The sequence below is a fragment of the Silvibacterium acidisoli genome (assembly GCA_022870745.1).
Classification (GTDB): domain Bacteria; phylum Acidobacteriota; class Terriglobia; order Terriglobales; family Acidobacteriaceae; genus Silvibacterium.
The window spans coordinates 889,784-903,927 of record CP085323.1 but is presented as its reverse complement, the minus strand read 5'-3'; the positions used below and the strand labels follow the sequence as shown (position 1 = coordinate 903,927).

At 56.6% G+C, this 14,144-nt stretch carries 18 protein-coding genes; 8 read left to right on the top strand and 10 right to left on the bottom strand.

Annotated features, from left to right (window positions below; translation table 11 throughout):
* Nucleotides 1–119 precede the first annotated feature (119 nt).
* The 5 genes from LJD29_RS03780 (at nt 120) to LJD29_RS03760 (ending at nt 5,124) form a co-directional block, all read left to right on the top strand.
* Complete coding sequence (locus tag LJD29_RS03780; protein ID WP_446744426.1) at nt 120–902, top strand: type 1 glutamine amidotransferase domain-containing protein; 783 nt, start codon at nt 120–122, stop codon at nt 900–902.
* A gap of 176 nt (nt 903–1,078) precedes the next feature.
* Nucleotides 1,079–2,449 carry an NAD-dependent succinate-semialdehyde dehydrogenase gene (locus LJD29_RS03775; RefSeq protein WP_446744425.1) on the top strand — a complete coding sequence of 457 codons (1,371 nt, stop codon included), beginning with the start codon at nt 1,079–1,081 and terminating at the stop codon, nt 2,447–2,449.
* Between the two features lie 92 nt (nt 2,450–2,541).
* The gene (locus tag LJD29_RS03770; RefSeq protein ID WP_446744424.1) at nt 2,542–3,117 is read left to right on the top strand and encodes a hypothetical protein; all 576 of its coding nucleotides are present in this window, start codon (nt 2,542–2,544) and stop codon (nt 3,115–3,117) included.
* Between the two features lie 387 nt (nt 3,118–3,504).
* Nucleotides 3,505–4,371: a type 1 glutamine amidotransferase domain-containing protein gene (locus LJD29_RS03765; protein WP_446744423.1), complete on the top strand. Its 867-nt coding sequence runs from the start codon at nt 3,505–3,507 to the stop codon at nt 4,369–4,371.
* A gap of 165 nt (nt 4,372–4,536) precedes the next feature.
* Complete coding sequence (locus LJD29_RS03760) at nt 4,537–5,124, top strand: TetR/AcrR family transcriptional regulator (protein WP_446744422.1); 588 nt, start codon at nt 4,537–4,539, stop codon at nt 5,122–5,124.
* Between the two features lie 120 nt (nt 5,125–5,244).
* Here LJD29_RS03760 and LJD29_RS03755 read toward each other — a convergent pair whose 3' ends face one another.
* From LJD29_RS03755 to LJD29_RS03710, 10 genes are all read right to left on the bottom strand, one after another.
* On the bottom strand, nt 5,245–5,496 hold the full coding sequence (locus LJD29_RS03755) for a hypothetical protein (protein ID WP_446745872.1): 252 nt from the start codon (nt 5,494–5,496) through the stop codon (nt 5,245–5,247).
* A gap of 194 nt (nt 5,497–5,690) precedes the next feature.
* Nucleotides 5,691–6,203: a ubiquitin-conjugating enzyme E2 gene (locus LJD29_RS03750; RefSeq protein WP_446744421.1), complete on the bottom strand. Its 513-nt coding sequence runs from the start codon at nt 6,201–6,203 to the stop codon at nt 5,691–5,693.
* Nucleotides 6,204–6,234: 31 nt separating this feature from the next.
* Nucleotides 6,235–6,621: a DUF2752 domain-containing protein gene (locus tag LJD29_RS03745; protein WP_446744420.1), complete on the bottom strand. Its 387-nt coding sequence runs from the start codon at nt 6,619–6,621 to the stop codon at nt 6,235–6,237.
* On the bottom strand, nt 6,618–7,265 hold the full coding sequence (locus tag LJD29_RS03740; protein ID WP_446744419.1) for a DUF4339 domain-containing protein: 648 nt from the start codon (nt 7,263–7,265) through the stop codon (nt 6,618–6,620). Before LJD29_RS03740 ends, LJD29_RS03745 begins: the two co-directional genes overlap by 4 nt.
* 31 nt (nt 7,266–7,296) lie before the next feature.
* Entirely contained in the window at nt 7,297–7,935 is a 639-nt protein-coding gene (locus LJD29_RS03735) for an NINE protein (protein WP_446744418.1), read from the bottom strand.
* Entirely contained in the window at nt 7,935–8,990 is a 1,056-nt protein-coding gene (locus LJD29_RS03730) for an FHA domain-containing protein (protein ID WP_446744417.1), read from the bottom strand. The genes LJD29_RS03735 and LJD29_RS03730 overlap by 1 nt, the downstream gene beginning before the upstream one ends.
* Nucleotides 8,987–9,781 carry a M67 family metallopeptidase gene (locus LJD29_RS03725; protein ID WP_446744416.1) on the bottom strand — a complete coding sequence of 265 codons (795 nt, stop codon included), beginning with the start codon at nt 9,779–9,781 and terminating at the stop codon, nt 8,987–8,989. The genes LJD29_RS03730 and LJD29_RS03725 overlap by 4 nt, the downstream gene beginning before the upstream one ends.
* A complete protein-coding gene (locus tag LJD29_RS03720; protein ID WP_446744415.1) occupies nt 9,778–11,037 on the bottom strand; it encodes a HesA/MoeB/ThiF family protein in 1,260 nt (419 codons plus the stop codon). Before LJD29_RS03720 ends, LJD29_RS03725 begins: the two co-directional genes overlap by 4 nt.
* Nucleotides 10,994–11,263, bottom strand: coding sequence for an EsaB/YukD family protein (locus tag LJD29_RS03715; RefSeq protein ID WP_446744414.1), 270 nt, complete (start codon nt 11,261–11,263; stop codon nt 10,994–10,996). Before LJD29_RS03715 ends, LJD29_RS03720 begins: the two co-directional genes overlap by 44 nt.
* Before the next feature lie 19 nt (nt 11,264–11,282).
* Nucleotides 11,283–12,374, bottom strand: a complete 1,092-nt coding sequence (locus tag LJD29_RS03710; protein WP_446744413.1) for a S1C family serine protease — start codon at nt 12,372–12,374, stop codon at nt 11,283–11,285.
* Nucleotides 12,375–12,819: 445 nt separating this feature from the next.
* Here LJD29_RS03710 and LJD29_RS03705 point away from each other — a divergent pair, with 445 nt between their 5' ends.
* The 3 genes from LJD29_RS03705 to LJD29_RS03695 all read left to right on the top strand — a co-directional run bounded on the left by LJD29_RS03705 (nt 12,820) and on the right by LJD29_RS03695 (nt 14,067).
* Nucleotides 12,820–13,197, top strand: coding sequence for a VOC family protein (locus tag LJD29_RS03705; protein WP_446744412.1), 378 nt, complete (start codon nt 12,820–12,822; stop codon nt 13,195–13,197).
* A gap of 118 nt (nt 13,198–13,315) precedes the next feature.
* On the top strand, nt 13,316–13,639 hold the full coding sequence (locus LJD29_RS03700; protein WP_446744411.1) for an ArsR/SmtB family transcription factor: 324 nt from the start codon (nt 13,316–13,318) through the stop codon (nt 13,637–13,639).
* On the top strand, nt 13,639–14,067 hold the full coding sequence (locus tag LJD29_RS03695) for an SRPBCC family protein (RefSeq protein ID WP_446744410.1): 429 nt from the start codon (nt 13,639–13,641) through the stop codon (nt 14,065–14,067). The genes LJD29_RS03700 and LJD29_RS03695 overlap by 1 nt, the downstream gene beginning before the upstream one ends.
* Nucleotides 14,068–14,144: the final 77 nt, after the last annotated feature.

The following is a 14,144-nucleotide window of genomic DNA, read 5'->3' as shown; positions in this document are numbered from 1 at the left end:
AGTTTCTTGCTTGCTATGCGTCGCCAGTCAAAGATTGTTTTTGAATCACTGATCAGACTGGTCTAATCTATCTAACCAAAGCCGAAGACACGGCAAACCGAAGGAAAGAGGCAAATCAAATGGCGGGTAAAGTTCTAGTCATTATGTCCAGTGCGAAGCATCTCGATCTTCGCGACGGTAAACAGTATCCAACCGGCTTTTATTTGAATGAGTTCGCGATTCCGTTTCGCAAGCTCATCGAAGCGGGTTATACCCCGGTCGTTGCCAACCCGAATGGCGATCGTCCTCTCATGGATGCCAACTCCAACAATGCCATGTTCTTCGGTGGAGACGATGCGTTTCGCGCCGAGACGCTGAAGTACGTTGAGAACCTCGATATTTTGGATCATCCCAAAAAGCTCGCCGACGTGGCGAAGGAAGGCATCAGTGGCTACGTCGGTTTGTTCATCCCCGGCGGCCATGCCCCTGTGCAGGACCTCTCGAAGGATAAGGACCTGGGTGAAATCCTCAAGGCGTTCCATTCCGCTGGAAAACCCACCGGTATCCTCTGCCACGGTCCGTTGGCGCTTCTGAGCACCCTCAATGATTCGGAAGCATTCCAGCAGGCACTGGCTGACAAGACCGGCGCTGCTAATGGCCTGGCGAAGGGCTGGCCGTACGCAGGGTACCGCCTCACCGTTTTCTCGACAGGCGAAGAGCAATACCTCGAAAACGCGGGCGCACTTGGCGGCTTCGTTCAGTATTACCCGACTGCCGGCCTGGCGGAGGCCGGAGCACATGTGGATACCGTGGCCGATTGGCATAGCAACGTGATCGTTGATCGCGAACTGATCACAGGCCAGCAGCCGATGTCTGCCACCGAGTTCGGCGATGTGCTGCTGAAGAAACTGGCCGCAGCCTGATCGGCTTCCCATAGCAACTCTTGTGGCAGCGAAAGCGGATAGCCAGATCGAAAGGGCTATCCGCCGCTTCCTTCGTTGGGACCGCCATGATCTTGAGTCTTTAGGCTGGCGATCCCTCCATCTGAACGAGCCGACACCGCCTCGTTCTCTTAGCCGAGACGCATAAGGACAAGATCATGGCATACGAGACAATCAATCCGACGACGAACGAACTCGTCAAGACCTACCCGGAGCATACCGATCAGCAGATGGAGGAGGCTCTTGCAGCGGCCCATCAACTCTATAAGTCTGAGTGGTCCAAGGGCTCTATTAAGCCCCGCCTGGAGGTTCTTAGAAAGCTAGCCGACATCATTGATGCGCGCGCCGAAGAACTCGCTCAAATCTCCACAAAGGAAATGGGCAAGCTGATCGGCGAGAGCCGTGAAGAAGTTGGGATCATCGCCCAGATTGCTCGTTTCTATGCAGACAATGCGGAGCATTTCCTGGCACCTGCGCCGATCAAGAGCGCTCTTGGAGATGCTTGGGTGGAGCACCATCCGATCGGCGTACTCGTTGCTGTCGAACCTTGGAACTTCCCGTATTACCAGTTAATGCGTGTGCTCGCTCCAGCGCTTGCGGCAGGAAACCCGGTGCTCGCGAAACACGCTCCGATCGTGCCGCACTGCGCAAGCGTGTTTGAAGAGATGGTTACCGCGGCCGGCGCCCCGAAGGGAGCCTGGACAAATCTGTTCATCTCAAATGAGCAGATTGCCACCCTCATCGCAGATCCACGCGTACAAGGTGCGGCAATGACCGGTTCCGAGCGCGCTGGTAGCGCGATCGCGGCGCAGGCAGGCAAGCATCTCAAGAAATCGACGCTCGAAATGGGCGGCAATGACGTCTTCGTCGTTCTTGACGATGCCGACCTGGACAAGGCTCTGGAAGCCGGTGTTTTTTCAAGACTCCACATCGCCGGACAAGAGTGTATCTGCGCGAAGCGCTTCCTGCTTCACGAGAAGATCGCCGACACCTTCCTTGAGCGCTTCACTGCGGCTTTGAAGTCCGTGAAGATCGGCGACCCCTCAGATGAGAGCACACGGCTTGGTCCGCTTTCGTCAGCGCCCGCTCGTGACAATCTTGCCGCGCAGGTGAAGAGGGCGGTCGAGAATGGCGCAACCTTGCACCTGGGTGGTAAGCCGATTGAAGGCAAGGGTAACTTCTTCGAGCCGACCATCCTCACGAACGTGAAGCGCGAGAATCCGGCCTACTTCGAGGAGTTCTTCGGACCGGTGGCGCAAATCTACGTTGTCAAGAATGACGATGAGATCGTCGAACTTGCCAATGACTCACACTTCGGTCTGTCCGGTGTCGTTTTCTCTCAGGACATTGATCGTGCCAGGTCACTGGCCTCGCGGATTGAAACAGGCGCTGTCTGGATCAATACGTTCGCAAGCACAGCCCCAGAGTTGCCATTTGGCGGCGTCAAGCGCTCTGGTTACGGTCGCGAACTCTCTGAACTTGGCATTAAGGAATTCGTGAACCAGAAGCTTGTCCTCGTCAAGCAGTAGTGCATCTGCAGCTGCTCTCGTCTTGTGAGGAGCAGCTGCGTTCTTTCTACTTTCGCCACTCAACAGAAAAGGACCTTGATATGCGAATTCCGATGAAGATTGCAACGTCCGTATTGATCTTTGGCATGTTCCTGGCTTCTACCGGCATTCCCATGGCGGCGCAGGCCCAGGAGATGGCTGGTATGAAGATGAAACCCAGCACGCTGAGCGCGCAACAGAAAATAGCTCTTGCTCTCTCTGCTGGTCCCACCAATGTCGCGAAGGACGCGACGGTCGTTGAACCCGATGGACGTGGCGGTATGCGGGTTCTGCGGCAGGGCACCAACGATTTCACCTGCATGCCGGGAGACCCAAGCCGCGTAGGCATGCCCCCGATGTGTATGGACAAGGTAGCCGTGCAGTGGAACAAAGACTTTGACGAACATAAGCCGAGACCTACGACAACGGTTCCTGGTATCGAATACATGCTCGCCGGAGCGACCCAGAGAAGCGATACTGACCCTAACGACAAAACCTCGCCGGCAATCAAAATTGGGCCTCACTGGATGATCCTTTGGCCATTCGATCCCAAGACGACAGGGCTACCAACGAGTCATAAGCCAACCGGTGTTTACATCATGTGGGCTGGTTCCCCCTACGCACACATCCACGTTATGGGACGCCCATAAGCCAGATAGGATGACAGGACGATCAGCCTGGATCGGTGAGCCAACCGCGAAAGGTAAGAGAAGCGAAGTCCTGAGATGTGCGCGCCATTGCGGGAGTCGCGTGGGACCGAATCCGGTTTTGGATGCCCACTCCATGGCTCGCGCTAGGGCACAGATCGAGGAAGCGCAACGGCAACGCATCATTATGAGTGAGCAACTCGCTACACTTCAAGGACGAGCGACGGCATCGTTTTCCTCGTAGGGTAGGGATAGAATGATCCGACTTTTTCTCCCCCTTTTGAGCCGTAGTAATAGTTTTTTTTGAATCAAGGAACAGACTGGTCTAATCTATTCTTTTGTAAGCCAGGCAATCGGCTTAACTACAGATTCAGAAGAGGCGTTATGTACATGTTCAAGAAAGCAGTTCTGGCGGCCCTGGCAATCCTTATGACAGGCATCCCCGCGATCTCCGAAGCGCAGTCGCAATCCAAAGGTAAGGTTCTTGTTGTCATGTCCAGCGCGAGTGAACTGGCGCTGAAGGACGGCAAGCAGTACAAGACGGGCTATTACCTGAATGAGTTTGAAGTTCCCTACAAGAAGCTCGTCGAAGCAGGCTATACGCCGGTGATCGCGAATCCGAAGGGCGATACACCCGTCATGGACGCCAACTCGAATAACAAGATGTTCTTTGGTGGCGATGACAACGCACGCGAAGAGGCATTCAAGTATGTGCAGGGCATCGACCAGCTCAAGCATCCGAAGACTCTGGCTTCCGTGGTCTCTGAGGGCACTGATGGGTACGTCGGTCTCTTTATTCCCGGCGGTCACGCCCCGATGGTGGATTTGATCCAGGACAAGAGTCTCGGTACGATCCTCACCAGCTTTCACAATGCAGGCCGCACCACTGGCATTATCTGCCATGGTCCTATTGTTCTGCTTTCGACCTTGAGCGATTCGGTGGCTTTCCAGAAGGCACTAATTGCAGGTGACGGCAGCGCAAGTTCCCTCGCCAAGAATTGGCCCTACGCCGGCTATCACGTGACGATCTTTTCGACCGGTGAAGAGGAAGCTCTTGAAGGCCCGAAGGGTCTGGGTGGCTACGTGCAGTTCTATCCCGTCAATGCACTCGCAGAAGCGGGCGCCCACGTCGACACGTTCACGAACTGGCACTCCAATGTCGTTGTAGATCGCGAACTGATCACGGGCCAGCAACCTATGTCCGCTGAAGAGTTCGGCAACACACTCGTCGCAAAGTTGGACGGTAGCTCGCGCTGAATGAAATCGCCACTAACGCAGCGCGGCGTGGGAGCAACGGGAGGCGATGGCCGCCTCCCGTTGCTTCCACGAGCAAGGACTCGGTTTCAATGGGTACACCTAAGCAATACCTGCGAGAACAGGATCAAAACGAGGATGGGTTGACACCGGTCTAACCGCACTCAGATGAGCAAACAATCTACAAGAGAACATCTCATTCAAGTTGGAGTTGGCATCGTTCGTTCCGGCGGGTATTCGGCTACGGGGGTGAACCAGGTTCTGGAGGAGGCGAAGGTGCCCAAGGGCTCCTTTTATCACCACTTCACAACAAAAGATGAGTTCATTCTTGAAGTGATCAAGAGGTACGCGGCAGGTGAGCAGGAACGGTGGGAGAAGCTGCTCATTCACTCCAACCTTTCTCCGATGAAGAAGCTTCGTCGATACTTCAAAGACCTGATAGCGACCTACGGAGTTCGAGGCGGACCGATCGCTGGTTGTCTGCTGGGTAATATGAGTCTGGAGGTCGCGGCTCATAACGCAGAGATCCGAAAGACTCTGATTCAGGCCTTTGAAGCTTGGGAGAGCGCCATTGCGAGGACGCTTCAGGAGGGCATTGATAGCCGGGAATTGCACACGATTGCCAAGCCGAAAGATCTTGCCGCTCTCCTGGTTGATGGCTGGGAAGGAGCGCAGGTGCGGGCCAAAACATTGCAAAGCGATAAACCGCTTGATCTCTTCTTCGATAACGCATTCAATGTTTTGTTGAAGAGTTAGTTGAGACAGATCCCCCGGGGACGGTGATTAGGTCTCGAAAGGTAGCTACGGAGTCCCCAGTTCCTGAAGGATTGGCGACTCAATCCGCGTCGCTTGATTTCGCTCGGAAGCGGTATCGAATCAATCAGCATTCAATCGAGCGCAATCTTCTGTCTGGACCTGATCAGATGGGATGCCAGTCGTCGCAGATGCTCGGTCGTGTGTACGTCGCGCCTTCCCGAACTTGTCGGTATCGCCGACCATCCAGAGCCAAAACAGATGTTGTCTGTTCCAGCATGGCGATACCCAACGCGTGGTGTTGTACTCGACACTTGGCGGCACCTCCGGAAATACAGCACGCGTCACCAACCTATCTAGTTCGAGATCTCTCAGGATTTTGGTTCACGATTCCGTGCTGACGCATCCGACCCGATCCATCGTGAGAGAACCCCAAAGGCCCGCCTGCTTCTGCCAGGACGCCCATGATTCGAAGCCTTCCATCTCTCCGATACTTGTGTGGGTAGTCCAGGCCATGATCATTTTTCAATGTTTCAAGGCTTAGAATCGAGTTCGAATCTTTCCCGCTGCTAAACGGATACGGTTCCGGTAGAAATCTCGGGCTCGGAAAGGTTTTCCGATGGAGGCGCCACAATGCGGTTGTCGATGGGCAATTGCGCGCTATGCTCCGAAGCCCATTTCGCCGCGAGACCGTTGAGTGGACTTCTCGTGTTGTATTCCTGGTAAGCGATCATTCTCCCGATTCGAACGACGAGGTCGTCCAGTCCTTCAGAAGCTGCCCAGAAGTCGCCGATGCACACGGTTGCATCATCGAAGTTCGGATGAAAGACCGGTGTCAGCATGCGGCATTGCGGTGCCCGTCTCGGATAGTCCAGCGAGAGGTTTACCTCAAGCAGGTGCGAATCGCGTTCGAGAATGTCACCAGTCGCATTCACGTATAGCCCCTTCAGGTTGTAGGTAAAGCGATAGAGTTCCGGAGGCATGCCCGCCGTGGCTGTAATCTGTATGGCCGGCCAGTCAGCGAAACGTCTGACCATGCGTTCATGGTCAGTCTTGAGTCTGCGAGTGCGAGGCGATGGCATGTTGCGTCTTTCTCCGGAGCCGGTAGATGGTTCAGTGAGCTGGGATGTTTCTGGCAATAAAGAATACCGCTGACAGCACAAGAATCGTCTTCAAAAGTGATTCAGGGACCGCTGGCCACACAAAGTCTTTCCGTTGCACGGCGCGCCAGTAGCAGAGCGCCAGGAACAGCAGAACAAGCGGCGACAGCATGACGAAGGCGATGTTCCAATGGATCGCCTCCATGAACCTGCCGTGTAGAAGTGCTGCTGCGGCGCGTGTTCCACCGCAGCCTGGGCAATAGAGATGGAGCCAGACATAGACTGGACAGCGCGGATAGAACTGCGTCGTCTCCGGCGGAAAACGGCGCAGCAGAAAGGCGCAAACTACTGTCGCGAGCGCGAGCAGGTTTGCGACCGCGCAGCGCGTTGCGTATCTCATACAGCTGCCCGAGTCATGCGATCGAAGTTCTTGCGGCGCACGATGTCGTTCAGGTGGTACTGAAAGTAGATGCCGCCGAAGAAGAATGTCATCACACCGCTCAGTTGAAGGGCCATGGGCTCAACGGTGTTGAAGTGCTGTTCGAGTGAAGCCTTCAGGCTGAACCTGCCAATCAGCACGAGGATGAAGTCGGCGATCTGTAGCAATCCGAGCAGCGGGCTGTGGTGGTGATGCTGAGCCTGGAAAAAGCTGACAAAGAAAATCAACACGCCGCAACCGGCGCAGGCGCAGTAGTAATAGAAAGCCTTACTCTGTGGAGCGACCTTTTTCATCCATGAAGACTGCACCAGGTCCCACGCGATCTGGAAAAGACCGCAGCTCAGAATATCGAACAGAAGAACCAGACCCCAGTGCAGGTTTGGCGGATCGGGATAGAGCGAATCGGTGTTCATCGCGCTCACCTGGTAGACCGGCTGCGGAACAGGTATGGTGCCGATGATCTGGGAGACCGGCAGAGGTTCTGCCATTCCCTCACTGAAGGCGAGGTCGGTCAACAGGATCTCTCCCGAGGCGACGTATCTTTGCAGGTCCGATAGCGTGTAGGGTCCATACTGCTGACCATCGCGCGTGATGAAGTAGTTCATGTATGTCCTCCAGTGCTAAGTCAAAGTAGAGTTACACAAATGCGACGCCATCGTCATCGCGGTCTACCATGCAGGCCTCAACGATAGCCCATATCCAGCTGACGATCGCGCCAGTGAAGCAGGTGAAGACCGTGATGCAGAGCTGTATGACAGCTTTTTTGACGTACCCGGCGTAGAAATTGTGTCCGCCGAAGGCGCCCAGAAAGACGGCCAGCAGCACGTAGGCCACGCGGCTCTTTCTCGGGGTGTAAGTGTCGATCACAACGGGGGCCGGATCTCCGTATCCTCCAAACGTCGGATAGGTCATCACCGGTGTGTGGCTTGTCTGAACGCGTGGCGGCGGCGGAGTCGAACCCGCAGGCCGTGGTGGGGGCGGAGTCGATGTCCTCGCGGGAATTTGCGGCACAGACGCAGGCGGTTCCGGCGCCGAGAGATTCAGGAAAGAGGATGCGGGCGCCGCTGGCTGAATGCCCACGCCTCCCGTTGCCAGGTCATAATTCGAGATGCTGACCTTCGGCTCGTCTGCCGGAGCAGCGGAGCAGCCAAAGACAGTGCACCCGCCATTCTCCTGGAAACAGTCGGTGTGGTGATCCGTCGCACACCCCGGGCAGGAGACGATCTCCTCGCCGTCTTCGAACGGGCTACGGCAATAGGGGCAGGAGCCGCTCATTAGCGATTTCTCTCCTGGTAGCGGAAGCCATAGCGGCCCAGTTGAACGATGTTTCCGCTGTCAAGAACCCGCATGCCGCGAACAGGTTGTCCGGCGACATATACACTTCCATGCGCAGTCAGGTGCAGTTTTGATCCCTTAAGTTCCAGCACTGCGTGCTGAGGCAGAATATCGGGATCTTTGAAGAGGTAAATATCGCAGTTCTGCGAACTGCCCACCACCGTCTGCGGCTTGTAGAGGATGAATTGCTTTCCTGCGAGCGGTCCGGATGTGACATAAAGCCACCTGTCCTTGAGTGCACTTTCCACCAGCCCGATCGCAACGCCTGTTACGATACCGAGCAATCCGAAGCCGATCGCCCGGCTGGTTGCGCCACCGTGCGTGACGAACGAGATGGGGTCGAAGATCGTACCGCCGACCGCTGCTCCAATGACTCCGCCGAGCGCTCCATATCCAGTCTTCTTCATGGATTGCCCGATGATTCCGTAGACCACACCACCCGCAGCGCCCAGGACCATCCACGCGATGCCGCGTGCGATCCAGACCGCTGGATTGTGATAAGACTGCACCCCGGCTCCGCGGCAGAACGCCAATCCGATCGAATAGAAGATGTTGGCAAGACCGCTGAAGACGAACCCTAAAACGATGCCCAGCGGAAGCGCGAGCCCGGCCCGAATGAGCGCCTTCCTCGCCGAGCGTTCGACGATACTCTCGACGACCGCGAAACCGACGCACATCATCGCGACCATCAACGGCACCATCACGGCATTGCCCCAGCGGTGCCCTGGCCCGTCTACGAAGGCCGGCTCCGCGATTCCCCATCCGAGCAGCGCCCCCACCAGGCCTGCCGCTCCAAGGTAGAACCATGCCTGCAGTAGGATGCTGGCCTTCTGCTCTGCCAGTGCCGGGGCATCGGGCTCGGCATTGATGTTGCCGTAAACCGTAGTGCCGGGTGTTGCCGCGGCAGAGTGCAGGCTCGCGCTGGTAACAGCGACAGGCTTCTCGTCCTTCGTCAGTTCTTCAAGCGTTACACGGAGCGGCTGGTTCTCGTTCACTTTTGACCTCCGGATGGCGAATCAGGCTTCTGCACTGGCTGCGGCAAAGTGTAAGCTCCGGAGCCGTCCGGCCGCCGCAGTTCGATCCGCTCTCCGTCCCGGGTGATTATGAGCGGCTCCTTTGTGACTGGGTCGAAGGTCACCAGCAGGATGCGAGGAAACAGGAAGTAAGAGACTGCAAATCCGAGCGCGACGAGCGATAGGTAGATCATCGCCATGCCTGCCCAGCGCATCCATGCCGAACCGGCTTCTCTGCGTAAAGGCTGCTGCGGTGCAGGCGGAGGCTCTTCGTTCGCTTTGACCTGGGCTGCGGGCGTCTCCTTTGGAGTGCGCTCCACGCCGTCGCCCGCGTTATCGACAACGGAAAAGAAAGGAATGCGATGAATCTCTCCGTCGACCCATCCAAAGCATCCTTCTTCGTCGGTGTGCGGATCGTAGACCCACGCAACCTGGTCGGGGGAAGAGAAGAAATTGCGGTGAATGAAGGTGTCATGCTCCGAGAGGAAGACACCGAATCCTGGATGGGAGTGATACCAGCCGACGATCCGCTCGTTCGGGTACGACTCGTCCTTGACCTTGTAGATCGTCTCCCATGCGTCCTGCGTGAATGTAACGTGGGTTCCGGCCTGGGCTGCGTTCGAAGCTTCGATCGAAGCCTGTATCTCCACAACGCCGCCCCGAAGCTCTCCAATCAGTACGCCACAAACTTCGGTGGTCATGTGCGTTCGCGCGTGCTGGCGAATGCAGCGGGTAACTTCGTTATCGACCTGGAAGCGCGGAGTGGCCGTCATGCTTCGACCTCCTTGATCGCCGGAGATGCAAGTACACCAAGAACCTTGGTCGCGTCGCCTGCAATGCGATAGGAAATTTCGGTTTCCATCGACCGCGCCGTGAAGATATCGAATAGTGGCAGGCCCAGCTGATCGAGCGTGCGATCAGCCAGCTCCGCTTCTCCCCGGTAACCGGAGAGCGTTTGCACCACGCGCATCTGGCCGTCATCCGGGCACGGCCCCTGATCGTAGCGAATCGCTCCCACGGCCACGAAGCAGATCTCCTCCCGCCCGCACTTCGGACAGACCAGCTTGTGAATCACATCGCGGCTGAACTCGATCGCGACGTCTTCCACGCCCAGATAGCTGCTGGCTCGCCGCGCCAGATCCTGCAAAGTAAGAGCACTCGAAGGCTGGTCGATGTCCAGGATCCTGTCGAGAACGTAGTGGCTCATGCACTCCGGATTTTCCGTGTACTCAACCGTGTAGGAGGTATGGTGCAATCCTTCAAAGACGTAGCCTTTGCTTACAAGCGCCGGCAAATCATGCAGCAGCTTCACTGCCTCCTGTACTTGCACGCCGGCGATGATCGAAGAGATCGTGGGCGTGGTCGGGACACGGCCTTCCGTCTGCGCCTCGTGAAGCAGCAGGTTGCATGACATGCGCCTGCTGAGAATTGCCCAGTCGGTCTCGCCGAGCGTGCATTCATAGCAGGGCGCCTGGCCTGCGACGAAGGCTCTTACCACCCCGTTGATGCCCTCGATCGCGCCGTCGATCCAGGGACGGTTTGTCTTCCACGCCGAACGGTTGATCCAGAGCCGCGCCTCGCGATTGTCTAGACCCGCGAGAATGACATCGGCCCATGCAAACAGGCCCAGTCCGCAGTCCTGCATCACATTCGCGGTAAGAGGCTGAACCGTAGCTTCCGGCAGGATATCCCTGTATGCATCCGCGACTACCTCGGCCTTGGAGCGCCCCACATCGCTCGCCCGAAACAGCACGGCGCGCGAGAGGTTCGATGTTTCAATGTGGTCGAGATCGACAACGACAACCTGAAGAAATCCCAGCAGAGCCAGGTTTTTCAGTATCTCGTTGCCCAGCGCGCCCGCGCCGATTACCACCACCCGGGTCGCGCGGATCTTCTCCTGATCCCACCAGGGAATCAGCCGCAACCGGCTGTACCTGTCGTCCTGCGCCGGGGCATGCACTCTAATCGCTTCGGGCGGCATCGATTTATCCGGCAGTGATTTCTGGTTGCAGGCGGAGGATGTCACCATCGCGGACTGCCGCATCGGCCAGCGTCTGCGAGTCTTGGATCTGGCGGCCCGAGTTCTTGTGATGGAACTTGTAGCTCAGCGGCGCGCCGTCCGGCCCATTCACAGGCAGCTGAAGTTTCTGAACAAGCACCGCGACGATCTTGCTGCAGGGTGCGTCATCCGGAAGCTCTGCAGGCACGCGCTTGTTTTCCGTCGAGTCGTACACCGTAACGTTGATATAAGCCATGAATCGGTCCTGACACTCCTTACTTCTTAGCTTCTGGTTCTACTGAGCTGCTGCTTTTTGCGACAGCGGCAATGTAATGTTCAAGCCACTGCCGGCCGTTGTGGCTGAATGTCCAATCGGATTCCTGCAGCAGCGCGTCAGCTTTGCTGGCGAAGCTGAGATTTTCCGCATTCGCATCCCGGTTGCGATCGAACTTCGAGCTGACAATTGCGAGCAGATTGCCATGATTGTCATAGACCGGGCCACCGCTGTTGCCCGGGCTCACTGCCGCCGAGATCTGGATCGACTGGTCACGCAACCCCGACACGATCCCGGTACTGAGGGTGTAATTCAAACCCTCTGGATGCCCGATGACAAAAACGTTCTCACCATCGTTCGCAGTGGACACTGGTTGCGTGAACTCGCCTGTTCCCGAGTGCCGTGGCAACCACAGCAGCGCCATGTCCAATTGCGGCGCGGTTGCGACGACCTGGGCTTTCGCCCATACTCCAGCCGCGGTGGACACGAGGATATGTCCGGAGCTTCCGCCAACACCCCAGGCCGAATAGCTCGCCACATGGTTGGCGGTGGCAAAGAGATAGCCGTCCTTGTCCGCGTGAAGAAGCACACCTGCACCGAAGAGCCCCGAGGTTGTTTCGCTCCGGTTCCACATCCTGGCCGCAGGCGAAACTACGATGACCATCGGCTTCAACTTGCTGGATACATCGGCTCCGCTCAGCTCTGTTGCAGAGGGCAGCGCAGGGAACTGGGTGCGTTCGTCCATGTCCGACAGGGCGGTGTTTACGATCGCCGGAATCGGAACGAAAGAAAAGAACACCACCGTACCCGCCGTAGTGAGGACACCGCTTATGGCAAGCAGGGTAGATAAAAATGAAACCCACGCGTATTTCACCCGCGGTGCCTGGCTGCGGAAGGCAATCCTCAGAACTACCGTCAGCACGCACAGCAGCGGCAGGACCAGGACGGTCGGAGCGAGGCCTAACCGTGCCCACCAAGGAATGGGAGAAGGCAGCTTCTTCGCCAGGACGGGCTGCGCGGAGGGCGGCACATCGGGCGCGGGCCCAACTTTCTCAATTTCTTCTGAACTGACAACAACCCTGTCCAAGGGCATTAAAAACCACCTGCAGAGAACGGAAAAGAACAACAGTTGAAGTGGTTATAAGTGACTGGAACTGCGAAAGCAATTGTAATATCTGTTCGTTGCGAATCCGCTAAACGTGACATCGTCCGCATCGGTTCATTGTGGCCAGTTACTCATGGGTTAAGAGAGTAGCGCCGCCGGTAACCAGTCGTACGTAAGGCTGTGCTCCCAATCGCAAAAACTGCAACTACTCTCCGCCCGTCCACATCCTATAGCTGCCGAAAAACGCAGAGCCGGCTTGGTAAGCCCGGCTCACCGCAGAGAGAATTCTGCGGTCAAGTCATCCCCGGGAGACATCGGGGAAGGGACCCACGGCGACAGGCTGCAGTGCGCGCTCGCACTGCACTAGTGTCGCGTGGATTCTCCCTTAAGTAATCACTCACGCGACTCCATTTCCAACCAAGGAGATTCGCGAATGCACATCCTCAATCACGCCAACCTCACAACTTATGATGTCCCGTCGCTTCGCACGTTTCTTGAACGCGTCTTCAATCTCCATACACTTGAAACGCGTGGCGACAAGTTCGCGATCCTGCAGGACCAAGCAGGCTTTCTGTTGGCCCTCATGTTCGACAAGCACATGACGAGTGAGCACGGGTATCCCGGATTCTTTCATGTGGGCTTTCTGCAGGACTCGCGCAGCATGGTGGATGAGTGTCACGCGGCTGTTGAGTCTGCAGGCTACGAAGCGCCCTCACCTGCATTGCTGCAACGCGGAGGCCCTCCCACCTATGGTTTTTATTGCAATGCGCCCGGCGGAGTAACCGTCGAAATCAGCACAATGAATATCTGAACGGCGTGATAAGCGGCGATTGAGAAGGTTTGATTCTCAGTCGCTGCTTTATCAATATCCTGTTGAAGATCAATAATTCTATCTTGACAATCCATAACCAAATGGCTATAAATAATGCATGCGATCTGCGTCGACCGATCTCGTCTTCCGCGCCCTCTCCGATCCCACGCGGAGGGCTATCTTCGAAGAGTTGACTAGACACGACGAGCAAACGGTACACGCACTGACCCGCTTCGCAGGTATCTCTCAGCCCGCGGTTTCCAAGCATCTGACGGTGCTCAAGCGGGCCAGATTGGTACGCCATCGTCGCGATGGGAGGGAAAACCACTATCGCGCCCGGCCCGAGGCACTAGCGCCTGTAGCGGACTGGCTACGGATGTATAGCGCGTTCTGGCAGGAGCGATTCGAACGTCTCGAAGCAGTTCTGGAAAGGATGAAATAGTGAGCAACCCCGCAGAAAGCATTCACACTGTTGTTATAGAGAAGGTTTTTCGCCACTCGCCGGAGAAGGTCTGGCGCGCGCTCACCGAGCAATCCCTGCTTGCGCAGTGGCTGCTTAAAAATGATTTTGAACCCACAGTCGGACGAGCCTTTCAGTTCCGCGTCGATCCTATGCCGAACTGGAACGGCATCATCGATTGCGAGGTGCAGGTTGTCGAACCGTTGAAGCGGCTATCGTACACATGGAACTCGATGGGACTCGAGAGTGTTGTGCTCTTCACCTTGAATCCGGAAGAGGGTGGCACCCATTTGCGTATGGAACAGTCTGGGTTCCGTCCTGATCAGGAAGCTGCTTACAAAGGTGCGGGTTATGGCTGGCAGAAGTTTTTTGGCACGCTCGAGAAGCTGCTCGCCGAAGCCTCCGTTTAACAGTGCCGAATACATGCACTCGCCGCAGGGGGATGCCGGTCGTTATACTCCGTTGTGAAAGTGGAGTCCCAGGCTGA